At 64.7% G+C, this 22,451-nt stretch carries 19 protein-coding genes; 13 read left to right on the forward strand and 6 right to left on the reverse strand.

Annotated features, from left to right (window positions below; all coding sequences use genetic code 11):
* Nucleotides 1–17: 17 nt before the first annotated feature.
* Genes AC58X1_RS10850 through AC58X1_RS10875 form a run of 6 tightly spaced genes read right to left on the reverse strand, consistent with a single transcriptional unit; the run spans nt 18 to nt 8,872 of the window.
* Nucleotides 18–479 carry a chemotaxis protein CheW gene (locus tag AC58X1_RS10850; RefSeq protein ID WP_103435779.1) on the reverse strand — a complete coding sequence of 154 codons (462 nt, stop codon included), beginning with the start codon at nt 477–479 and terminating at the stop codon, nt 18–20.
* The gene (locus AC58X1_RS10855) at nt 472–5,433 is read right to left on the reverse strand and encodes an Hpt domain-containing protein (RefSeq protein ID WP_497428834.1); all 4,962 of its coding nucleotides are present in this window, start codon (nt 5,431–5,433) and stop codon (nt 472–474) included. Before AC58X1_RS10855 ends, AC58X1_RS10850 begins: the two co-directional genes overlap by 8 nt.
* Before the next feature lie 10 nt (nt 5,434–5,443).
* On the reverse strand, nt 5,444–7,504 hold the full coding sequence (locus AC58X1_RS10860) for a methyl-accepting chemotaxis protein (RefSeq protein WP_101315734.1): 2,061 nt from the start codon (nt 7,502–7,504) through the stop codon (nt 5,444–5,446).
* A gap of 10 nt (nt 7,505–7,514) precedes the next feature.
* Nucleotides 7,515–8,063 carry a chemotaxis protein CheW gene (locus AC58X1_RS10865; RefSeq protein WP_101315732.1) on the reverse strand — a complete coding sequence of 183 codons (549 nt, stop codon included), beginning with the start codon at nt 8,061–8,063 and terminating at the stop codon, nt 7,515–7,517.
* Nucleotides 8,060–8,425: a twitching motility response regulator PilH gene (gene pilH, locus AC58X1_RS10870; RefSeq protein WP_101322927.1), complete on the reverse strand. Its 366-nt coding sequence runs from the start codon at nt 8,423–8,425 to the stop codon at nt 8,060–8,062. The genes AC58X1_RS10865 and pilH overlap by 4 nt, the downstream gene beginning before the upstream one ends.
* Before the next feature lie 45 nt (nt 8,426–8,470).
* The gene (locus tag AC58X1_RS10875) at nt 8,471–8,872 is read right to left on the reverse strand and encodes a response regulator (RefSeq protein WP_101315730.1); all 402 of its coding nucleotides are present in this window, start codon (nt 8,870–8,872) and stop codon (nt 8,471–8,473) included.
* 236 nt (nt 8,873–9,108) lie between these two features.
* Between AC58X1_RS10875 and gshB the strand changes: the two genes are divergently transcribed.
* The 13 genes from gshB to phaC (AC58X1_RS10940) all read left to right on the forward strand — a co-directional run bounded on the left by gshB (nt 9,109) and on the right by phaC (AC58X1_RS10940) (nt 22,448).
* Nucleotides 9,109–10,062 carry a glutathione synthase gene (gshB, locus tag AC58X1_RS10880; protein WP_101315728.1) on the forward strand — a complete coding sequence of 318 codons (954 nt, stop codon included), beginning with the start codon at nt 9,109–9,111 and terminating at the stop codon, nt 10,060–10,062.
* Between the two features lie 85 nt (nt 10,063–10,147).
* Complete coding sequence (locus AC58X1_RS10885) at nt 10,148–11,047, forward strand: energy transducer TonB (protein WP_220632943.1); 900 nt, start codon at nt 10,148–10,150, stop codon at nt 11,045–11,047.
* A gap of 69 nt (nt 11,048–11,116) precedes the next feature.
* Entirely contained in the window at nt 11,117–11,686 is a 570-nt protein-coding gene (locus tag AC58X1_RS10890; protein ID WP_101315724.1) for a YqgE/AlgH family protein, read from the forward strand.
* Nucleotides 11,686–12,117: a Holliday junction resolvase RuvX gene (gene ruvX / locus AC58X1_RS10895; RefSeq protein ID WP_101315722.1), complete on the forward strand. Its 432-nt coding sequence runs from the start codon at nt 11,686–11,688 to the stop codon at nt 12,115–12,117. The genes AC58X1_RS10890 and ruvX overlap by 1 nt, the downstream gene beginning before the upstream one ends.
* A 51-nt stretch (nt 12,118–12,168) precedes the next feature.
* Nucleotides 12,169–12,687 (forward strand): bifunctional pyr operon transcriptional regulator/uracil phosphoribosyltransferase PyrR, encoded by a 519-nt coding sequence (pyrR, locus tag AC58X1_RS10900; protein ID WP_103435772.1) that lies wholly within the window; start codon nt 12,169–12,171, stop codon nt 12,685–12,687.
* Between the two features lie 12 nt (nt 12,688–12,699).
* Nucleotides 12,700–13,704: an aspartate carbamoyltransferase catalytic subunit gene (locus tag AC58X1_RS10905; RefSeq protein ID WP_101315718.1), complete on the forward strand. Its 1,005-nt coding sequence runs from the start codon at nt 12,700–12,702 to the stop codon at nt 13,702–13,704.
* Nucleotides 13,701–14,972, forward strand: a complete 1,272-nt coding sequence (locus tag AC58X1_RS10910) for a dihydroorotase (RefSeq protein WP_101315716.1) — start codon at nt 13,701–13,703, stop codon at nt 14,970–14,972. Before AC58X1_RS10905 ends, AC58X1_RS10910 begins: the two co-directional genes overlap by 4 nt.
* A gap of 294 nt (nt 14,973–15,266) precedes the next feature.
* Nucleotides 15,267–15,797, forward strand: coding sequence for an ATP-dependent protease subunit HslV (gene hslV, locus AC58X1_RS10915; RefSeq protein WP_188035187.1), 531 nt, complete (start codon nt 15,267–15,269; stop codon nt 15,795–15,797).
* 73 nt (nt 15,798–15,870) lie between these two features.
* Entirely contained in the window at nt 15,871–17,217 is a 1,347-nt protein-coding gene (hslU, locus tag AC58X1_RS10920; protein WP_259074516.1) for an ATP-dependent protease ATPase subunit HslU, read from the forward strand.
* A gap of 144 nt (nt 17,218–17,361) precedes the next feature.
* Nucleotides 17,362–17,739: a gamma-butyrobetaine hydroxylase family protein gene (locus tag AC58X1_RS10925; protein ID WP_101315708.1), complete on the forward strand. Its 378-nt coding sequence runs from the start codon at nt 17,362–17,364 to the stop codon at nt 17,737–17,739.
* 352 nt (nt 17,740–18,091) lie between these two features.
* Complete coding sequence (gene phaC / locus AC58X1_RS10930) at nt 18,092–19,771, forward strand: class II poly(R)-hydroxyalkanoic acid synthase (protein ID WP_150573447.1); 1,680 nt, start codon at nt 18,092–18,094, stop codon at nt 19,769–19,771.
* 55 nt (nt 19,772–19,826) lie between these two features.
* Nucleotides 19,827–20,678 carry a poly(3-hydroxyalkanoate) depolymerase gene (phaZ, locus tag AC58X1_RS10935; RefSeq protein ID WP_101315704.1) on the forward strand — a complete coding sequence of 284 codons (852 nt, stop codon included), beginning with the start codon at nt 19,827–19,829 and terminating at the stop codon, nt 20,676–20,678.
* Nucleotides 20,679–20,765: 87 nt separating this feature from the next.
* The gene (gene phaC, locus AC58X1_RS10940; RefSeq protein WP_150571197.1) at nt 20,766–22,448 is read left to right on the forward strand and encodes a class II poly(R)-hydroxyalkanoic acid synthase; all 1,683 of its coding nucleotides are present in this window, start codon (nt 20,766–20,768) and stop codon (nt 22,446–22,448) included.
* Nucleotides 22,449–22,451: the final 3 nt, after the last annotated feature.

Below are 22,451 nucleotides of genomic sequence, written 5' to 3' on the forward strand. Positions count from 1 at the left end.
CTCGCTAGTTCCGGGTTTCAGCGCAGCGCCGCCTCGCGCACCATCCGCTCCAGCGCGACCAGGTCCGGCACCCGCGCTACTTGCTCGCCTACCTGGACCGCCGCCAGCTCCAGCGCGTTCAACGGCACATCGACATAATTGAGCTGGCTGTCCAGCTTGCACGCCCGCGGGATGCCCTGCAGCAGCAACGCCAGGTAGCGCAGGCCGGTATCACCCAACGCATTGAGCACGACAATCCGCGCGCGCTCGCCGCACACCGTCTGGCCGCCACAGGCCGCCTCGAAACCAATCAGCGGCAAGCGTTGCTGGCGCCAGTCGAGCCAGCCCAGGTGCCAGTTTGGCTCACCGATCTGACAAGACAACGCACGCTGGCCGATCAACTCTGCCACAGCCACATTCGGCAGAACCAGGGTCCGATCACCTAGGGGCAGCAGCAGGCCGGTCAGGCTGCTGCGTTGGCCGGCGATATGTTCAAGCATGGGTTTGGCTCCAGTGGGCAATGCTTTGCAGCAGCAGCGACTCCTGATACGGCTTGCCCAGGTATTCGTTGACGCCGATGGCCATGGCTCGGTCGCGGTGCTTATGGCCGCTGCGCGAGGTAATCATGATGATCGGCAGGTCCTTCAGGCGCTGGTCCTGACGGATCCGCGTGGCCACTTCAAAGCCATCCATACGGGGCATTTCGATGTCCAGCAGCAGTACGTCAGGCCGATGCTCTGCCAGCAGGGCCATGGCATCAACGCCGTCCTTCGCGGTCAGCACGCTCATGCCGTGGCGCTCGAGCAAGCGGCTGGTGACCTTGCGCACCGTTACCGAATCGTCGACCACCATCACCAACCGTTGCCGAGGCGCGGCCTCGAACTGCCGCTGTTGATGTACATCGCCACTGGGCAGCCGGGCCAGACGCCGTTGCTGGCCGCGGAGCTGGCCGAGCAGATCGAGAATCAGCACCACCCGACCGTCACCGAGCAAGGTTGCCCCGGACAGCCCCGGCACTGCAGCAAACTGCGGGCCGAGGCTCTTGACCACGATCTCGCGGCTGGGTGACAGGCTGTCGACCTGGATCGCGAACGACGCTTCCTGCGAATGCACCAGGATCACCGGCAGCGGCACGCTCTGGCCAAGCAGGCCAGGCCGGGCAACACCGCTTTGCAGCAACTCGCCCAGGTAGCGCAGCTGGTAGGCGTGGCCGCCATACACGTAGCTCGGCGTATCCAGCTGGTAGCAGGCAGCCAGTTCGCTGGGCGGCACGCGGACGATGCCTTCGATGGTGTTGAGCGGAATGGCGTATTGCTCATCACCCAGGTGGACCATCAAGGCGCGGTTGATCGACACCGTGAATGGCAGGCGGATCTGGAAGCGCGCGCCCTTGCCGGGGCTGGAAGCGATGCTCATGGCGCCGCCGAGCTGCTTGACCTCTTCATGAACAACATCCATGCCCAGCCCGCGGCCGGAAATCTGAGTGATCTTTTCTGCCGTCGAGAAACCGGGGCGGAGGATGAACTGGAGGATTTCGTGGTCGCTCAGGCGCGCGCGCGGATCGAGCAGGCCGCGCTTGATGGCTTTGTCGCGCACCGCCGCGAGCGGCACCCCGGCACCGTCGTCACTCATCTCGATAACGATGTCGGCGCCTTCGTGGAGCAGATTCAGATGGATCGTACCTTGCTCAGGTTTACCGGCAGCCAGGCGCGCCTCGCGCGACTCCAGGCCATGGTCGACGGCGTTGCGCAGCATGTGTTCAAGCGGCGCCACCATGCGCTCCAGCACGCTGCGGTCAAGCTCGCTCTCGGCATTGCCGACCACCAACTCGACCTGCTTGCCGAGTTCGCTGGAGACCTGCCGCACGACACGTTGCAAACGCGGCACCAGGCGCTCGAACGGCACCATCAGGGTAGCGGTAAGGCCCTCCTGCAACTGGCTGTTGACCCGCGCCTGCTGCTGCAGCAGGCCGTGGGCTTCCTGCGCCCCCTGAGCCAGGGTTTCCTTCAGGTCGAGCAGGTCCGAGGCGGATTCGAACAGCGCCCGCGACAGTTGCTGCAACTGTGAATGGCGGTCCATTTCCAGCGGATCGAAATCGTCATAGCTGTCGCTTTCAGCCTGATAACGGCTGGCGCTGCTGGCCTGAGTTTCTATCTCCAGGCGCAGCAACTGATCACGCATGCGCTCAAGGGTGGTTTCCATCTCGCTGAGGGCGAACTGGGCGTCGCTGACCTGCTGCTCGATACGGCCGCGGATCAGCGCGTGCTCGCCGGCCAGGTTGCCAAGATCATCGAGCAGCTCGGCATCGACCTTGACCATATCGCCCGGCGCCCGCTCCGGGGCAACCGCTGCCGGTTCAGCGGGCACTGCCGCTTCGCTGGCGATGGCCGGCGCGGCGGCGCTGTCGGTCAACGCCGCGCTGCTGAAGTTGCGGATGTAGTCGATCAGCGCCGTGGCCGCATGCAGCGGCTCGCCCAGGCGCACCGCATCGAGCATGTGCGCCAGGCGGTCGTGGCAGTTCTGCAGCAGGGCAAACAGCGCTGCGGTCGGCGGCAGGCGGCCAGCGGCAAGCAGCTCGTAGAGAAATTCCAGCTCATGGGCGAGGTCGCCGATCGCGGCGATTTCGACCATGCGCGCGCCGCCCTTGAGCGTATGCAGGTCGCGCAGCAGGGTCTCGACCTCGACACTGCTGCGCGGGTCGGCCTGCCAGCGGGCCAGCGCTGCCGCAGAGCTTTCGACGATGTCCGAGCTTTCTTCGAGGAACACCTCGAGTAGCTCCTGATCACCTGGGCTGTCCGCCGCTTCGGCGGGTTCAACAGGCTCTACAGTAGCCGGAGCCTGACTTGGCTCGGGTGGTGCTTCGAGCAGCGCTGGCTGCACTACTTGCGCATATTCGAGGGGCGGCAGCGGCGTGACCCCATCACGGCCGATCAGGCCGGTGCCATCGGGCGCCAGCGCTTGATCGAGCAGTGCGCGCAAACCGTCGACGCACTCGCTGCGCGAGCTGACTTCCTGCCCGGCGGCAATCTCGTCGAGCATGTCGATCAGCACGTCGTGGGCCTGACGGGCCTGGTTGAAAAAGCGCGTGTCGGCGACCAGGCTGCCCTCTTCCACCGCACCGTACAGATCGAGCAGCGCCTCGCAGACCTCGTCCACTTGCCAGAGGTCGGCCAGGTTCGCGCCGTGGCTGAGATTGGTCAGTTCGTCGAGCAGGGTTTCCAGCTCCTGACGCTGCTGCGGTTGCTGCTGCCAGCGCGCCAGCAGCGACTCGGCATCGAGCAGAATGTCCATGCTCTCGGCCAGAAAGCTGGCGATCAGCTGCGGGTCACGCCGACTACGGCGATTGGCCGAGGATTCGTCGTGCAATGCCGCTAACTGAGCATCGACGCCCTGACCAACCTGTTCGATCAACTCGGCGGCGCCGGCGATGGGCGCCAGCGGTGTGCTGTGCAGCTGCGCCAGGCCCAGATGGAACAGCGCGTGGGCGGCTTCCAGCCACTCGAGTTCGGTCTGTTGCAGGCGCAACTCATGGCTGCGGTATTCCCGCGCGAGCCGATCGAAGGCCGTGGCCAGCTCGGCGATCGGCATCACCCCGGCCATGGCGGCGCTGCCCTTGAGCGTGTGCAGCGCGCGCTGCAAGCTGTCGCTGACCGGCGTGCCATGGCTGTCGGCAGCTAGCAGAAACGCCTCGAGGCTGGCCAGATGGCCTTGCGCCTCGTTACGGAAGATCTCCAGCAACTGCGGATCAAGCCCATCCAGCCCCGCCGCGACAGGGGCTTCGTTGACGGCCAGCGCGTGCAACTGGCTGACCAGATGCTCGACCTCGGCCAGCGGCGGCAAATGGCCCACGGCGAAGTCGGCGAGCAGGTCCGGCAGTCGCACGAAAGCCTGCTGCAAGGCGACCAGGCCTTGCCCGGCCAGGCCGACCCGGCCTTCGAGCACCCGGTTGATCAGCCGCTCGGCGCCCCAGGCCAGCTCCGCCAGAGCTTCGGCGCGGACCATGCGGCCGCTGCCCTTGAGCGTGTGCAAAGCCCGGCGCACTTCGATCAGCGCCTCACGCAGGCTGTTGTCGGCACGCCAGCGCAGCCAGTGGCGTTCGATCTCGGGCGGCAGCTCGTTGGCTTCTTCAAGGAATACCTCGCGCAACTCGGCGTCGATTTCCTCGCCTTCATCAGCTAGTGCGCCATGCTCACAGTTCACGCCAAGCGCCGCCAGGCTGGACCGGGCCATGTCGATGAACGGCTGGGCGTCGGCCAGCGGATCAGCCACGCGCCACTGCAAATAGCATTCGCCGGCACACAACGCATCGGCCAGGTGGGTCAGTTCATCCAGCTGTGGCTCTTCCTCCAGATGCGCCAGCCAGCCCTGCACATAGCCTGCGGCACCGGCAAACAGCTCGGCGGCAGCAGGCAGCATGAGCATCGCCAATGCACCGCGCACTTGCTGCAACAACCCCGGCAAGGCTTGCAAGCGCTGACGTGGCCAGCCCGATTCGAGGCAGTCGCCAATCAGGTCCTTGGCCTGTTGCAGCACCGACACCGCTTCGCTGAGGACCACGTGGCGGATGTGCGCCATGTCCGAGCCGGGCATGCTGCCCTGGCCGCTTTCTTCCAGCGGGCCGACCATACCATTGAGGGTTGCCTCGACGTACAGCAGGGCCCCGGCAACGTCCATCAACAGCGCATCGTCGACGCTCTGCTGATCCTGTGCCAGAGCCTGCAACGCCAGCACCTGATCGATGATGACCCGCCGCGGTTGCTGGAAATTCAACACTGCCAGGGTGTCTGCGACCTGACGCAAGGGCGCGACCAAGGCGTCCAGTTGCTCGCGCGATTGCTCGCCTCGGACAAACTGATCGAGGCAGTCCTTGATCCGCATCAGGTCATCGCACAGCGCCGCCACCACCGAACGCAGGGCGTCGCGGCCCTGGCCAGCCTGTAGTTGCTCGCGCCAGTTGCCCAGCGACAGGTCCAGGTCAGCCAAGTCGGCAGCACCGGCCAGGCGCTGCGCCGCTTCACCCATCAGGCTGCCCTGGGCCAATGGCTCGACACCACGGCACTCACGCAGGCGATTGAGCAACGGCAGCATCACCAGCGGCAAGTCGTGGCGGGCGCCGCGCAGGCGCTCAAGGTAAGGTGGTAGCTGTTCAAGGCCACGGAACATCGCGCCCAGGCAGTCGCCGCGCGGGCTGATCTGGCCGTCGGCCATGGCCCGCCCGAGCAGCTCGAGTTCTTCGGCCAGGCGCGTCGCCCCGCGCAGTTCAAGCATGCGCAGGCAACCGTGGACCAGGTGCAGGTTATCCACATACAGCGCCAGCGTGGCCAGCTCCGTCGGGTCGCCGGCAAACCGCTCAAGCGCCTGCCGGGCCTGGGCCAGGCAATCGAGAATGGGCGCCTTGGTCCAGGCCAGGGCGACCGTGTCGTGACGTTCGGGGCTTACTGCTGCCGAGGCCATGGGTTACTCCTCAGCGGGGTTCGGCCGGGGCCGGCAAGGTAAAACCGGAGACCGAGCGGCGCATCTCGCTGGCCATCCGCGCCAGGTGGCGAATGCTGTCGGCGGTGGCGCCGGAGCCGCTCGAGGTCTGCGCGGTAATCTGCTGGATCACAGCCATGGTGTGGGAAATCTGCCCGGCTGAAGAGGTCTGCAGTTGGGCGGCATCGGAAATACTGTGGATCAGCTCGGCGAGGGTCTGCGAGACGCCTTCGATCTCCGCCAGAGCCACCCCGGCATCCTGCGCCAGACGCGCTCCGCGGACTACTTCGGCGGTGGTCTGCTCCATGGAGATGACCGCCTCGTTGGTGTCGGTCTGGATGGTCCGCACCAACGCCTCGATCTGCCGGGTGGCCGACGACGAGCGTTCGGCCAGACGCTGGACTTCGTCGGCAACCACGGCAAAACCGCGGCCGGCTTCACCGGCCAGCGAGGCCTGAATCGCTGCGTTGAGGGCGAGAATGTTGGTCTGTTCGGCAATGTCGTCGATCAGGCTGACGATGTCGCCGATCTCCTGAGACGACTCACCCAGGCGCTTGATCCGTTTGGCGGTGTCCTGGATCTGCTCGCGAATGTTGTCCATGCCGTGGATGGTGTTGTGCACCACCTCGTTGCCTTTGTTGGCGATGGCCACCGAACGCTCGGCGACCTTGGCCGACTCGTAGGCGTGGGCCGACACCCGGTCGATCGACTCGACCATGTCGCCCACCGCCACCGAGGCTTCGCTGATCTGCTCGGCCTGCTGCTCAGAGGCCTTGGCCAGCTGGCGTGCTGTGTTCTGCGTGTCCTGCACGGCGGCGGCAACCTGCAGGGCGCTGTGGTTGATGGTGGTGACCAGGTCACGCAGCTGGTCCACCGAGTAGTTGATCGAGTCGGCGATGGCCCCGGTGAAGTCTTCGGTGACCGACACCGTCACTGTCAGGTCGCCGTCGGCCAACTCCTCGATTTCGTCGAGCAGGCGCATGATTGCCTGCTGGTTGCGCTCGTTCTTTTCCGCGGTTTCGCGCAGCTGGCGATTGGTCGCGCGGACCATCACCGAGCCGATGAGGATGATCGAGGCCAGCGCCAGCAAGCCGAGCACGTAGCCGCCAACGGTATCAAGGGTGCGCCCGTTGGCCAGGTTCTCGAAGCTGTTGGCCAGGTGCGAGGCTTCATCGAGCAGGGTTTGCGACAGGCTGAAAATATTGCTCGCCGCTTCGCGCACGCGGAACAGTTCGGGGGAGGTTTCGAGGATTTCATCGACACTGCCGGAGACAAACTGGAACAGCTCGGCAATCTCCGCCAGCCGCGCGCGGGCATCGGCGTCCTCGACCCGAGTGACCTGGATCGCCGGGTTGCCGCCGAGCATGCCTTCAAGCACCTGACCAAAGCGGCTGGCATCGCGGCCAAAGGCATCGGCCGCCTGCGCTGCCGAGTCATCGCCGGCCAGCACGGTGTTGACCGAACCCAGAATCCGCTCAGCCAGCAACAACTGGCGCTGGGCTACCGCCACTTGCGCGGCGGGGGCACCGCTTTGCAGGAGGATCTCGACCACCTTCTCGTATTCGACCTGCAACTGCGGCACGGTCTCGGCCAGGGTGGCCGCGACCTGGTGCAGCGACAACACGGTCTGTTCGCTGGCGAGGATCACGTCGGTGTTCTTGCGCAGCGTCTCCCAGTCCTGGCGCACCGCTTCCATTTCATCGCGGACCTTGGCTGGCGCTGCCGGCAGCGCGGTGGCCTTGTCACCTTCACGCAGGTAGCCCCAGCGCCGCTCGAAGTCGTTGCGCGCATCCGACAGCAGGCGAAACGCCAGGGCCTTGCCGGCAGCGGCCTCGGTAGCGTTCTTGGCGATACGTTGGGACAGCACGCGCAGCTCACCGGCGTGGCCGATGTACTGCTTGTCGTAATTGGACTGGGTATTGAGGTAGGCGAAGTTGGCGAACAGCAGGATGATCGACAGGATCAGCACCACGAACAGCACGGTGATCTGCGCACTGCTGCGCACGCGCGGGGTCACGGCCGGTGGAGTGACGGGGCTGACAGGCTTGTTCACGATCGATCCTCTACAACGCTACATCAAGAAAACCCGGCGCCTGGGCCAGGGCCAGCGGGCTGAAGATGGCCCAGTTGTGCTCGCGGGCAAAATGGCCCTGCACAAACGGCGTCGCCGCCGCCAGCAACGGCTGCGGTGGCGACAGCTCAAGGCTGCTCAGGCTGAAGTGCTGCAACCCCAGCACCTCATCGACCAGCAAGCCGGCAAACAGTGCCTCGTGATCCAGCACCAGCACCCGCCGTTGCTTGCCTGGCGGCAGTGGCCCAAGGCCAAAAAAACTGCTCAGGTCCATCACCGGCAACAGCCGCCCACGCAGGTTGGCCACCCCGCAGACCCACGGCTGCACGCCGGGGACGCGGCTGCTGCGCGGCTCGCGCAAGACTTCGGCGACTTCGACCATGGGCGCCACGAACCACTGTTCGGCAACGCGAAAGCCAATCCCGCTCCACTGTTGCAGCCGGCTGTCCTGCGACGGCTGATCGGCCTCCAGCAGACGGCAGCGGCGATCGATGTCGAGCAGCAGCTCGAACGCAGTCAGCGAGGCGCGGCGGGTGGTCAAATGTCGAGCACCGCTTTCAGCTTGGCCAGCAGCGAGTCTTCATCGACCGGCTTGATGAGAAAATCACGCGCGCCCTGGCGCGCCGCCCAGACCCGATCGGTTTCCTGGTCCTTGGCGGTGATGACGATTACCGGGATGCCGCTGGTAGCGGCGTCCTTGCTCAGCTGGCGAGTTGCCTGAAAGCCGTTGAGGATGGGCATGACGATGTCCATCAGGACCACATCGGGCTTTTCCTGGCGGGCCAGCGCCACGCCGTTGGCGCCGTTGTCGGCCTTGAGCACCTCATGGCCATGCTTTTCCAGGATCGCGGTGAGTTTGTGCAACTCTGTCGGCGAATCATCGACAATCAGAACTCGGGCCATGCTGTTCCCCATTGAAGGAAAGTGCCGCCGCCATGCCAGGCGCGGTCAGGATGCAGGTTGCGCCTGAGCGGCAAATTCCGGCACATGGGCCCGGATCGCCTCAAGCAATTCTTCTTTGCTGAATGGTTTGGTCAAAAATTGATCAGAGCCAACGACGCGGCCGCGGGCTTTGTCGAACAGGCCATCACGCGACGACAGCAGGATCACCGGGGTGTCCTTGAAGGCGCTGTTGTGCTTGATCACGGCGCAGGTCTGGTAACCGTCCAGACGCGGCATCAGCACGTCGACGAAGATGATCCGCGGCCTATGGTCGACAATCTTGGCCAGCGCGTCAAAGCCGTCGCTGGCGGTGATCACTTCACAGCCGACCTCACCCAGCAGCAGCTGCGCAGTGCGGCGGATCGTGCGTGAATCGTCGATCACCATCACCTTCAGGGGTTGTTCCATAATCGCCTACCGACAATGACGTTGCGCCGCACAGTACAAGGTTCACGCGCCCGGAAAAAGCGCTGCGCCAGCGACTGTGCGCATTTACCAGCAGCTTATAGCGTGCAGCTTGAAGCTGCACGCATCCTGACAGCCTTTGCCATCGCCGCCCCCTTGACCGACGGCGCGCGCGGCGCCACCCTGAGCCACTTTATCTATTGCCATCGCGGCCAATTGCCGCCAAGAGGAATTCCCCCATGAGCGTTCGCCTCGGGATTGTCATGGACCCTATCGCGTCCATCTCCTACAAAAAGGACAGTTCGCTGGCCATGCTGCTGGCAGCCCAGGCCCGCGGCTGGACGCTGTTCTACATGGAGCAGCAGGACCTGTACCAGAGCGCAGGCGTGGCGCGGGCGAAGATGCGCCCGCTGCAGGTATTCGCCAATCCCGAGAAGTGGTTCGAGCTGGAGGCTGAAATCGACGCACCGCTGAGCGACCTCAACGTGATCCTGATGCGCAAGGATCCGCCGTTCGACATGGAGTTCGTCTACAGCACCTACCTGCTGGAGCAGGCCGAAGCTGCCGGGGTACTGGTGGTCAATCGCCCGCAGAGCCTGCGCGACTGCAACGAAAAGCTGTTCGCCACGCTGTTCCCGCAGTGCACCCCGCCGACCCTGGTCAGCCGCCGCCCGGACATCATCCGTGCGTTTGCCGCCGAGCATGGCGATGTGATCCTCAAGCCGCTGGACGGCATGGGCGGCACCTCGATCTTCCGCCACCGGGTCGGTGACCCGAACCTGTCGGTGATCCTCGAAACCCTGACCGCGCTTGGCTCCCAGCAGATCATGGCGCAGGCCTACCTGCCGGCAATCAAGGACGGCGACAAGCGTATCCTGATGATCGACGGCGAGCCGGTGCCGTACTGCCTGGCGCGCATCCCGGCCAGCGGCGAAACCCGTGGCAACCTGGCTGCTGGCGGCCGTGGTGAAGCGCGCGAACTGAGCGAGCGCGACCGCTGGATCGCCGCCCAGGTCGGGCCAACCCTGCGCGAAAAGGGCCTGCTGTTCGTCGGCCTGGACGTGATCGGCGAGCATCTGACCGAAATCAACGTGACCAGCCCGACCTGCATCCGCGAAATCGACAACGCCTACGGCACCCAGATCGGCGTGCAGTTGATGGACGCCATTGATCGCAAGCTGAAGGCGCGCTGACCACCGACGCGAAGCGCAATCGCTCAGTGCGGTATGATGCCGGTCCTTTGACCTGCTGCCCCGCCTGGCGATTGCTGGATACCCGATGACGCTGCCCGCTGACATCCCTGCCGACCTGCTGCCACCCCGCGTTCGCCCGGTGGACCGGCTTGGCTTTACCTTGTTTCTGGCTGCCCTGGTGCACCTGGCGCTGATCCTCGGGGTCGGCTTCACGGTGGTCAAGCCGAGTGAAATCCGCCACACCATGGATATCACCCTGGCAACCTTCAAGAGCGAGAAAGCGCCTGAGAAGGCCGACTTCCAGGCCCAGGACAACCAGCAAGGCAGCGGTACCCTGGACAAGAAAGCGGTGCCCAAGACCACTGAACTGGCGCCGTTTCAGGACAGCAAGATCAACAAGGTCACGCCTCCGCCGGCCGCCAAGCGCGAAACGCCACCTGCTCCGCAGAAGGCAGCGGTCGCCACCACGGCAGCCAAGGTGCAGAAGGTCGAACCCAAGCCGAAGGAAACCAAGGCCCAGCCCAAGCCTCCTGCGGCGACCCCGGAATTTGACAGCTCGCAGCTGTCGAGCCAGATCGCCAGCCTTGAAGCCGAGCTGTCCAACGAGCAGCAGCTGTATGCCAAGCGGCCCAAGATCCATCGCTTGAACGCGGCTTCGACCATGCGCGACAAAGGCGCCTGGTACAAAGAGGAGTGGCGCAAGAAGGTCGAGCGGGTCGGCAACCTCAACTACCCCGACGAGGCGCGCCGCCAGCAGATCTACGGCAACCTGCGCATGATGGTTTCGATCAACCGCGATGGCTCGTTGTTCGAGGTGCTGGTGCTGGAGTCGTCCGGCCAACCGCTGCTGGATCAGGCCGCGCAGCGCATCGTTCGCCTTGCCGCGCCGTTCGCGCCGTTTACCGGTGATCTGGCCGAATTCGACCGTTTGGAGATCATTCGTACCTGGCGCTTTGCCCGCGGCGACCGGCTGTCGAGCAACTAAACCGCGTCAGTGGTTTTTTCTCACAGCTTGCAGCTTGAAGCTGGCGTCGCCTGGCGCCACACTACCCCCATGAAAAACCTCACTCCGAGTTACCTCAAGCATCAGTTCCTGATCGCCATGCCGCACATGGCCGATCCGAACTTTGCCCAGACCCTGACCTATATCGTTGAGCACAACGCCAATGGCGCCATGGGCCTGGTGGTCAACCGGCCGCAGGAGCTCAACCTGGCAGACATCCTCGAGCAGTTGCGCCCGGACGAAGAACCGCCGTTGAGTACCCTGCAAGTACCGATCTACATCGGCGGGCCGGTACAGACCGACCGCGGCTTTGTTCTGCACAGCAGCGAGCGCAGCTATGAGGCCACCATCGAGCTCGAAGGCCTGTCGCTGTCGACCTCGCAGGATGTGCTGTTTGCCCTGGCCAACGGCGAAGGCCCGGCGCAGAGCCTGATCACCCTCGGTTACGCGGGTTGGGAAGCCGGCCAGCTGGAGGCCGAACTTGCCGACAACGCCTGGCTCAACTGCCCATTCGACCCTGAAATCATCTTCAGCCTGGCCAGCGACCAGCGCCTGAGTGCGGCAGCAGCGTCGCTGGGCATCAATCTCAGCCTGCTGACCAGCCAGGCAGGTCACGCCTGATGGCCGAGGTGCGCCTGCTGCTGGGCTTTGACTACGGCACCAAACAGATCGGCGTGGCGGTTGGCCAGGTCATCACCGGCCAGGCCCGCGAGCTGTGCACCCTGCGTGCCCAGGACGGTATTCCGGATTGGGCCCAGGTGGAAAAACTGATCAAGGAATGGAAACCCGACGCCATCGTCGTTGGCCTGCCGCTGAACATGGACGGCACCCCCAGCGAGATGAGCGCCCGCGCGCAGAAGTTCGCCAACCGCCTGCACGGCCGCTATAACCTGCCGGTGCACACCCACGACGAGCGCCTGACCACCTTCGAAGCCAAGGGCGAGCGCATGGCCCGTGGCGGTCAGCGCGGCACCTATCGCGACAACCCGGTCGACGCCATCGCCGCCGCGCTGCTCCTGCAGGGCTGGCTGGAGGCCAATACCGGTCACTGATTCCACCTTTCGCTTTGCCGCCGGGTCTGCCGGCGCCCCGAGGAGCACGCAATGAGCCTACCCAACCCCGCCGAGTTGATCCGGCAGATGGCCGTCGACCTTCGCGCCCACCTGGCCCGCCGCAACATTGCCGAGCCGCGCTTCATCGGCATCCGCACCGGTGGTGTGTGGGTCGCTCAGGCGCTGCAGCAGGAGCTTGCCGACAGCAGCCCGCTGGGCACCCTGGATGTGTCGTTCTATCGCGACGACTTCAGCCAGAACGGCCTGCACCCGCAAGTGCGCCCCTCCGAGCTGCCGTTCGAGGTCGAAGGTCAGCACCTGGTGCTGGTCGATGACGTGCTGATGAGCGGGCGCACAATTCGCGCTGCCCTCAACGAACTGTTCGATTATGGCCGCCCGGCCAGCGTCACCCTGGTGTGCCTGCTTGACCTGGATGCCGGCGAACTGCCGATCCGGCCCAACGTGCTCGGCGCCACGCTGTCACTGGCAGCCCATGAGCGGGTAAAATTGACCGGCCCGGCCCCGCTCGCCCTCGAGCGCCAGGACCTTGCTACCGCTTCCGCCCTTTAAGAGTCCCCCGCGATGACGCCACTCGACGCCAAGCGCCCGCTGCAGCTCAATGATCAGGGCCAGCTGCGCCACTTCCTCTCGCTTGATGGTTTGCCCCGCGAACTGCTCACCGAGATTCTCGACACTGCCGACTCGTTTCTTGAAGTCGGCGACCGGGCAGTGAAGAAAGTCCCGTTGCTGCGCGGCAAGACCGTGTGCAACGTGTTCTTCGAAAACTCCACCCGCACCCGCACCACCTTCGAGCTGGCGGCCCAGCGGCTGTCGGCCGACGTCATCAGCCTGAACGTGTCGACCTCCTCGACCAGCAAGGGAGAGACCCTGTTCGACACCCTGCGCAACCTTGAGGCCATGGCCGCCGACATGTTCGTCGTGCGCCACTCCGACTCGGGCGCGGCGCACTTCATCGCCGAGCACGTGTGCCCGGACGTTGCCGTGATCAACGGTGGCGACGGCCGCCACGCGCACCCGACCCAGGGCATGCTCGACATGCTCGCCATTCGCCGCCACAAAGGCAGCTTCGAGAACCTCTCGGTAGCCATCGTCGGCGATATCCTGCACTCGCGGGTGGCCCGCTCCGACATGCTCGCGCTGAAGACCCTGGGCTGCCCGGACATCCGCGTGATCGGCCCGAAAACCCTGATCCCGGTGGGCATCGAGCAGTACGGCGTGAAGGTCTACACCGACCTCGCCGAAGGCCTCAAGGACGTCGACGTGGTGATCATGCTGCGCCTGCAGCGTGAGCGCATGGCCGGCGGCCTGCTGCCCAGCGAAGGCGAGTTCTACCGCCTGTTCGGCCTGACCACGGCGCGCCTGGCCGGGGCCAAACCGGATGCCATCGTCATGCATCCGGGGCCGATCAACCGCGGCGTCGAGATCGAATCGGCAGTCGCCGACGGCAAACATTCGGTGATCCTCAATCAGGTCACCTACGGCATCGCCGTGCGCATGGCGGTGCTGTCGATGGCCATGAGCGGGCAGAACACGCAACGACAACTGGACCAGGAGCACGCCCTGTGAGCATCAGTATTCTTGGCGCCCGGGTCATCGATCCGATTAGCGGCCTGGACAGCATCAGCGACCTGCACCTGGAAGCGGGCAAGATAGTCGCCATCGGCGCCGCCCCGGCCGGTTTCAGCGCCAGCCGCAGTATCGACGCCAACGGCCTGGTCGCCGCACCGGGCCTGGTCGACCTCGACGTCGCCCTGCGCGAGCCGGGCTACAGCCGCAAGGGCAACATCGCCAGCGAAACCCGCGCAGCCGTCGCCGGTGGCGTCACCAGCCTGTGCTGCCCACCGCAGACCAAGCCGGTGCTGGACACCTCGGCAGTGGCCGAGCTGGTGCTCGACCGTGCCCGTGAAGCCGGCAACAGCAAGGTCTACCCGATCGGCGCCCTGACCAAGGGCCTTGAAGGCGAGCAACTGGCCGAGCTGGTGGCCCTGCGTGATACCGGCTGCGTAGCATTTGGCAACGGTTTGAAGCAGATCCCCAACAACCGCACCCTGGCGCGCGCGCTGGAGTACGCCGCCACCTTCGACCTGACCGTGGTGTTTCACTCCCAGGACCATGACCTGGCCCTCGGCGGGCTGGCCCACGAAGGTGCGATGGCCAGCTTCCTCGGCTTGCCCGGCATCCCGGAAAGCGCCGAAACCGTCGCCCTGGCGCGCAACCTGCTGCTGGTCGAGCAAAGTGGCGTGCGTGCGCACTTCACCCAGATCACCAGCGCCCGCGGCGCCCGCCTGATTGCCCAGGCGCAGGCACTGGGCCTGCCGGTCACAGCCGACGTAGCGTTGTACCAGCTGATCCTCACCGACGAAGCGCTGCGCGACTTCTCCAGCCTGTACCACGTGCAGCCACCGCTGCGCACCGCGGCGGATCGCGATGGCCTGCGTGAAGCGGTCAAGTCGGGGGTGATCCAGGCGATTTCCAGCCATCACCAGCCGCACGAGCGCGATGCCAAGCTGGCGCCGTTTGGCGCTACCGAGCCTGGTATCAGCAGCGTCGAGCTGTTGCTGCCGTTGGCGATGACGCTGGTCGAGGATGGCCTGCTGGATCTGCCGACCTTGCTTGCGCGACTGACCAGCGGGCCTGCCCAGGCACTGCGCTTGCCGGCAGGTGAGCTGAAGGTTGGCGGTGCGGCGGATCTGGTGTTGTTTGATCCAAAGGCCTCGACCGTGGCGGGTGAGCATTGGCTGTCGCGCGGCGACAACTGCCCGTTCATCGGCCACTGCCTGCCGAGTGCGGTGCGTTATACGCTGGTGGACGGCCACATCTGCCACGAAGCCTGAGGCTTGGCGCGGCCGTTCCTGCACCGACCGCGAACACCGCGATCTGTAGGAGCGGCCTTGTGTCGCGAAAGGCCCGCACAGCGGGCCCGGCGATGTCGGCGGCGAAGCTGAAAATATGGGGCCGCTCCGCGACCCTTTCGCGACACAAGGCCGCTCCTACGCCGACCGCGTACCCCATCGGGCATCGCTTGGCCCTGAAGCCAACCATCCATCCGCCAAGGTTGAAATCTTTCCCCCCTCCCCCCATATGAGTCTGCATCAGGCATTTTCGCCCCGCTGCGTGGAGACTCTCCCTTGACTACCATCGTTTCAGTCCGCCGCCACGGCAAAGTCGTCATGGCGGGCGACGGCCAGGTATCCCTCGGCAACACCGTGATGAAAGGCAACGCGAAAAAAGTCCGCCGCCTGTACCACGGTCAGGTCATTGCAGGCTTCGCCGGGGCCACTGCCGATGCCTTCACCCTGTTCGAGCGCTTCGAAGGCCAGCTGGAAAAACACCAGGGTCACCTGGTTCGCGCCGCCGTCGAACTGGCCAAGGAATGGCGCACCGACCGTTCCCTGAGCCGCCTCGAAGCCATGCTCGCCGTGGCCAACAAAGACGCCTCGCTGATCATCACCGGCAACGGTGACGTGGTCGAGCCAGAAGACGGCCTGATCGCCATGGGTTCCGGCGGCGCCTTCGCCCAGGCCGCTGCCCGCGCACTACTGGACAAGACTGAGCTGTCGGCTCGCGAAATCGCCGAAACCGCGCTGCACATCGCCGGTGACATCTGCGTGTTCACCAACCACAACCTGACCATCGAGGAGCAGGACCTGGCCGAGTGATCAGTTGTTCTGGCGTCCCGCTCAGCGCGGGACTTTTCCACACTGATTACTGTGCCCGAGGACCGAATAGATCATGTCCATGACCCCCCGCGAAATCGTCCACGAACTCAACCGCCATATCATCGGCCAGGACGACGCCAAACGCGCCGTCGCCATTGCCCTGCGCAACCGCTGGCGGCGCATGCAGCTGCCGGCTGAGCTGCGCGCTGAAGTCACCCCGAAAAACATCCTGATGATCGGTCCGACCGGCGTCGGCAAGACCGAGATCGCCCGTCGCCTGGCCAAGCTGGCCAACGCGCCGTTCATCAAGGTCGAAGCGACCAAGTTCACCGAAGTCGGCTACGTTGGCCGCGACGTCGAGTCGATCATTCGCGACCTCGCCGACGCTGCGTTGAAGCTGTTCCGTGAGCAGGAAATCATCCGTGTGCGCCACCGCGCCGAAGATGCCGCCGAAGACCGGATACTCGATGCACTGCTGCCACAGGCCCGCAGCGCCAGCAGCTTTGCCGAAGAAGCCGCGCCGTCGAGCAGCGATACCAACACCCGTCAGCTGTTCCGCAAGCGCCTGCGCGAAGGCCAGCTGGACGACAAGGAAATCGAGATCGAAGTAGCCGAGAGCATGGGCGTCGACATCGCCGCTCCGCCCGGCATGGAAGAGATGACCAACCAGCTGCAGAGCCTGTTCGCCAACATGGGCAAGGGCAAGCGCAAGTCGCGCAAACTCAAGGTCAAGGAAGCGCTGAAGATGGTCCGCGAAGAAGAAGCGGGCCGCCTGGTCAACGAAGAAGAGCTCAAGGCCAAGGCCCTCGAAGCGGTCGAGCAGCACGGCATCGTGTTCATCGACGAGATCGACAAGGTGGCCAAGCGCGGCAATGTCGGCGGGGCCGATGTCTCCCGTGAAGGCGTACAGCGCGACCTGCTGCCGCTGATCGAAGGCTGCACGGTCAACACCAAGCTGGGCATGGTCAAGACCGACCACATCCTGTTCATCGCCTCCGGTGCATTCCACCTGAGCAAGCCGAGCGACCTGGTACCCGAGCTGCAAGGCCGTCTGCCGATCCGCGTCGAACTCAAGGCGCTCACCCCGGAAGACTTCGAGCGCATCCTGCAGGAGCCGCACGCGTCGCTGACCGAACAGTACCGCGAGCTGCTCAAGACCGAAGGCCTCACCATCGAGTTCGCGGCCGACGGCATCAAGCGTCTGGCCGAGATTGCCTATCAGGTCAACGAGAAGACCGAAAATATCGGTGCGCGTCGTTTGCACACCCTGCTTGAACGTCTGCTCGAAGAGGTTTCGTTCAGTGCTGGCGACCTGGCCAGCGCGCATGACGACGCGCCGATCCGGATCGACGCCGAGTACGTCAACGGCCATCTGGGTGAGCTGGCGCAGAACGAAGATCTGTCTCGGTATATTCTGTAAGACTGCTGGGGGCTGCTCCGCAGCCCTTTCGCGACACAAGGACGCTCCTACAGACATCGCGGTCCCCTGTAGGAGCGGCCTTGTGTCGCGAAAGGGTCGCGGAGCGGCCCCCATGGCCCTCAGCTCCGAAAGAGATCCCGACCCATGCCCCGCCTCCCAACCGCGATCAACCTGCACAAAGCCTCGAAAACCCTCGCCCTGACCTACGCCCCCGGCGAGGTCTACCAGCTCCCCGCCGAATTCCTGCGGGTGCACTCGCCTTCCGCCGAGGTCCAGGGCCACGGCAAACCCATCCTGCAATTCGGCAAGATCAACGTCGGCCTCATCGGCGTGGAACCGGCCGGCCAATATGCACTGAAATTGATCTTCGACGACGGCCATGACAGCGGATTGTTCACCTGGGAATACCTCGAACAACTCAGCCTGCGTCAGGCCGAGCTGTGGGCCGACTATCTCGACGAGCTGCGCAAGGCCGGCAAATCCCGCGATCCTGCCGAATCTGTGGTCAAGCTGATGCTCTAGCGCAAGGATTGTCATGTTTAGAGCGCATTTTCTAATTTGCTCTGCTTGAATGGCTTGATGCCAGTCAGGGTTTGGGCTGTCTTGCGCAATACATGAAAGTCGGGTAACCAATGGAGCTGGCAAGCTCCCTGCATTGCATTCAGCCAAGCAGGGCCGAGCCGGTTGTTGTAGAGGTCGCGAGCGAAAGCAGGCTGTCTTCACACGCAGAATCCCCCGCAGCTCATCACCACTACGCATCTGCTCGCCGCAGCGCTGTTCCTTATCACTGGTCACCCGAGCGATCTGTACCGGCATGTGCTGTGTATCTGCCTCAGCCAGCCGGTACTCGTCTCAGGACAACGGAGCGTCGTAGATGAGTAACAAGAACAACGATGACTTGCAGCGCCAGGCCTCGGAAAACACCCTGGGCCTGAACCCGATCATCGGCATTCGCCGCAAGGATCTGCTCAGCACGGCGCGTACGGTGTTGCGCCAGGCCATTCGCCAGCCGCTGCACAGCGCCAAGCACGTCGCCCACTTTGGCCTGGAACTGAAAAACGTGCTGCTGGGCAAGTCCACCCTGCAACCGGCCGGCGACGACCGCCGCTTCAATGATCCAGCCTGGCAACAAAACCCGCTGTACCGACGCTACCTGCAGACCTACCTGGCCTGGCGCCAGGAGCTCAACGACTGGATCAGCACCAGCGACCTGTCGCCACAGGACATCAGCCGCGGCCAGTTCGTCATCGGCCTGATGACCGAGGCCATGTCGCCGACCAATACCCTGTCCAACCCGCAAGCGGTCAAACGCTTCTTCGAAACCGGCGGCAAGAGCCTGCTCGATGGCATGTCCAACCTGGCCAAGGACATGGTCAGCAATGGCGGCATGCCCAGCCAGGTCAACAAGGACGCGTTCGAAGTGGGCAAGAACCTCGGCACCAGCGAAGGCGCAGTGGTGTTTCGCAACGACGTGCTCGAGCTGATCCAGTACCGGCCGATCACCGAACAAGTGCACGCCCGGCCGTTGCTGGTGGTGCCGCCACAGATCAACAAGTTCTACGTCTTCGACCTGAGCCCGGACAAGAGCCTGGCGCGCTTTTGCCTGCGCTCGCACCAGCAGACCTTCATCATCAGCTGGCGCAACCCGACCAAGGCCCAGCGCGAATGGGGCCTGTCGACCTACATCGATGCGCTCAAGGAAGCGGTCGACGCGGTGCTGGCGATCACCGGCAGCAAGGACTTGAACATGCTTGGGGCCTGTTCCGGCGGCATCACCTGCACCGCGCTGGTCGGCCACTACGCCGCGCTCGGCGAGAACAAGGTCAACGCCCTGACCCTGCTGGTCAGCGTGCTCGACACCACCATGGACAACCAGGTCGCGCTGTTTGTCGACGAGCAGACCCTGGAGTCAGCCAAGCGCCACTCCTACCAGGCCGGCGTACTCGAAGGCAGCGACATGGCCAAGGTGTTTGCCTGGATGCGCCCCAATGACCTGATCTGGAACTACTGGGTCAACAACTACCTGCTTGGCAACGAGCCGCCGGTGTTCGACATTCTGTTCTGGAACAATGACACCACGCGCTTGCCGGCGGCCTTCCACGGCGACCTGATCGAGATGTTCAAGAACAACCCGCTGACCCGCCCCCAAGCGTTGGAAGTGTGCGGCACGGCCATCGACCTCAAGCAGGTCAAGTGCGATATCTACAGCCTGGCCGGCACCGCCGACCACATCACGCCGTGGCAGGCCTGCTACCGCTCGGCGCATCTGTTCGGTGGCAAGATCGAGTTCGTGTTGTCCAGCAGCGGCCACATCCAGAGCATCCTCAACCCGCCAGGCAATCCCAAGGCGCGCTTCATGACCGGTGAAGATCGCCCGGACAGCCCGCTGGCCTGGCAGGAAAACGCCATCAAGCACGCCGACTCCTGGTGGCTGCACTGGCAAGCCTGGCTCGGCGAGCGTGCGGGCGAGCTGAAAAAAGCCCCAGCGCGGCTGGGCAATCGGGCCTATGTCGCCGGCGAAGCTGCACCGGGCACCTACGTTCACGAACGTTGAGCATGACCGCCACGGCCTAGCGCCGTGGCGCTTCGTTCCTCACAGAGTTTCGCGCATGCCGCAACCCTATGTTTTTCGCACCGTCGAGCTGGACGACCAGTCCATCCGCACGGCGGTTCGCCCAGGCAAGCCGCACCTGACGCCGTTGCTGATCTTCAACGGCATCGGCGCCAACCTTGAGCTGGTGTTTCCATTCATCGAGGCGCTTGACCCGGACCTCGAGGTAATTGCCTTCGACGTGCCCGGTGTGGGCGGCTCATCGACGCCGCGCCAGCCATATCGCTTTCCTGGCCTGGCCAAGCTGACCGCGCGCATGCTCGACTACCTCGACTACGGCCAGGTCAACGTCATCGGCGTGTCCTGGGGCGGCGCCCTCGCCCAGCAATTCGCCCATGATTACCCCGAGCGCTGCAAGAAGCTGGTGCTGGCGGCCACGGCGGCCGGCGCGGTGATGGTGCCGGGCAAGCCCAAGGTGCTGTGGATGATGGCCAGCCCGCGGCGTTATGTGCAGCCATCCCATGTGATACGTATCGCCCCGCTGATCTACGGCGGCGCGTTTCGCCGCGACCCGGAACTGGCTGCCCGGCATGCCGCAAAAGTGCGCTCGGGCGGCAAGCTCGGTTATTACTGGCAACTGTTCGCCGGCCTTGGCTGGACCAGCATTCACTGGCTGCACAAGATCAGCCAGCCGACCCTGGTGCTGGCCGGTGACGATGACCCGTTGATTCCGCTGATCAACATGCGCCTGCTGGCCTGGCGCATCCCCAACGCCCAGTTGCACATCATCGACGACGGTCACTTGTTCCTGATTACCCGGGCCGAAGCGGTGGCGCCGATCATCATGAAGTTTCTCGAGCAGGAACGGCAGCGCGCACGGATGCACCCGCGCCCCGCCAGCGGCACCTAGCTACACCTGTGCATCTGGCGCTGTTCGGGCAGTGACGCCGCGACCGCGCTGGTGCAACCGACGCCATCACAACGAGGGAGTGTTGTCATGCAAGAAAAGCCGGCCAAAGGCAACTCACCCGCCCCGGTCACGGTGATGAATGTGCAGAATGCCATCACTGGCCTGCGCGGTCGCGACCTGATTTCGACACTGCGCCAGGTTGGCCGTCAGGGCCTGCGCGATCCGCTGCACACCGCCCGCCACCTGCTCGCCCTGGGCAGCCAACTGGGCCGGGTGATGCTCGGCGATTCGCCGCTACAGCCGCACCCGCGTGACACCCGCTTTGCTGACCCGACCTGGCAGGACAACCCGCTGTACCGACGCGGCCTGCAGGCGTATCTGGCCTGGCAGAAACAATCGCGGCTGTGGATCGAGCACAGTTCACTGTCAGCAGATGATCGCGCCCGCGCGCAGTTTCTGCTCAACCAGATCAACGACGCGCTGGCGCCGAGCAACTCGCTGCTCAACCCGCTGGCCGTCAAAGAGCTGCTCAACACCGGCGGGCAGAGCCTGCTGCGCGGCCTTGGCCACCTGCTTGACGACCTGCGCCACAACGACGGCATGCCGCGCCAGGTCGACCAGAGCGCCTTCGCCGTGGGTGGCAACGTGGCCAACACGCCCGGCGCGGTGGTGTTTCGCAACGAGCTGCTGGAGCTGATCCAGTACCAGCCGATGAGCGAGCAACAGCATGCGCGGCCGCTGCTGATAGTGCCGCCGCAGATCAACAAGTACTACATTTTCGACCTCAGCCCCGGCAACAGCTTCGTCCAGTACATGCTCAAGAACGGCCTGCAGGTGTTCATGGTCAGCTGGCGTAACCCGGAACCGCGTCACCGCGAATGGGGCCTGTCGAGCTACGTGCAGGCGCTGGAGGAAGCGCTCGATGCTTGCCGCAGCATTACCGGCAACCGCGACCCGAACCTGCTCGGCGCCTGCGCCGGCGGCCTGACCATGGCGGCCTTGCAAGGCCATCTGCAGGCCAGGAAGCAACTGCGCAAGGTGCGCAGCGCGACCTATCTGGTGAGCCTGCTCGACAGCCAGTTCGACAGCCCGGCCAGCCTGTTTGCCGACGAGCAGACAGTCGAAGCCGCCAAGCGCCGCTCCTACCAGCGCGGCGTGCTCGACGGCGCTGAAGTGGCGCGGATCTTTGCCTGGATGCGGCCCAACGATCTGGTCTGGAATTACTGGGTCAACAACTACCTGCTCGGCAAGACCCCGCCGGCCTTCGACATCCTCTACTGGAACGCCGACAGCACGCGGCTGCCGGCAGCCCTGCATGGCGACCTGCTGGACTTTTTCAAGCTCAACCCATTGGCCCACGCCGATGGCCTGGAGGTGTGCGGCACGCCGATCAATCTCAAGCAGGTCGAGCTGGACAGCTTTCATGTCGCCGGCAGCAACGATCACATCACGCCCTGGGATGCGGTGTACCGCTCGGCGCTGCTGGTCGGCGGCAAGCAACGCTTCGTGCTGGCCAACAGCGGCCATATCCAGAGCATCATCAACCCGCCCGGCAACCCCAAGGCCTACTACCTCGACAACCCACGCCTGAGCAGCGACCCGCGCGCCTGGTTCCATGATGCCAAGCGCAGCGAAGGCAGTTGGTGGCCACTGTGGCTGGAGTGGATCGGCCAGCGCTCGGGGCCGCTGAAGGCTCCGCGCAGCAGCCTGGGCAACACCACCTATCCACCCCTGGCGCCGGCACCTGGCACTTACGTATTGGTGCGCTGACTC

Source organism: Pseudomonas sp. PGPR N4, assembly GCF_059693665.1.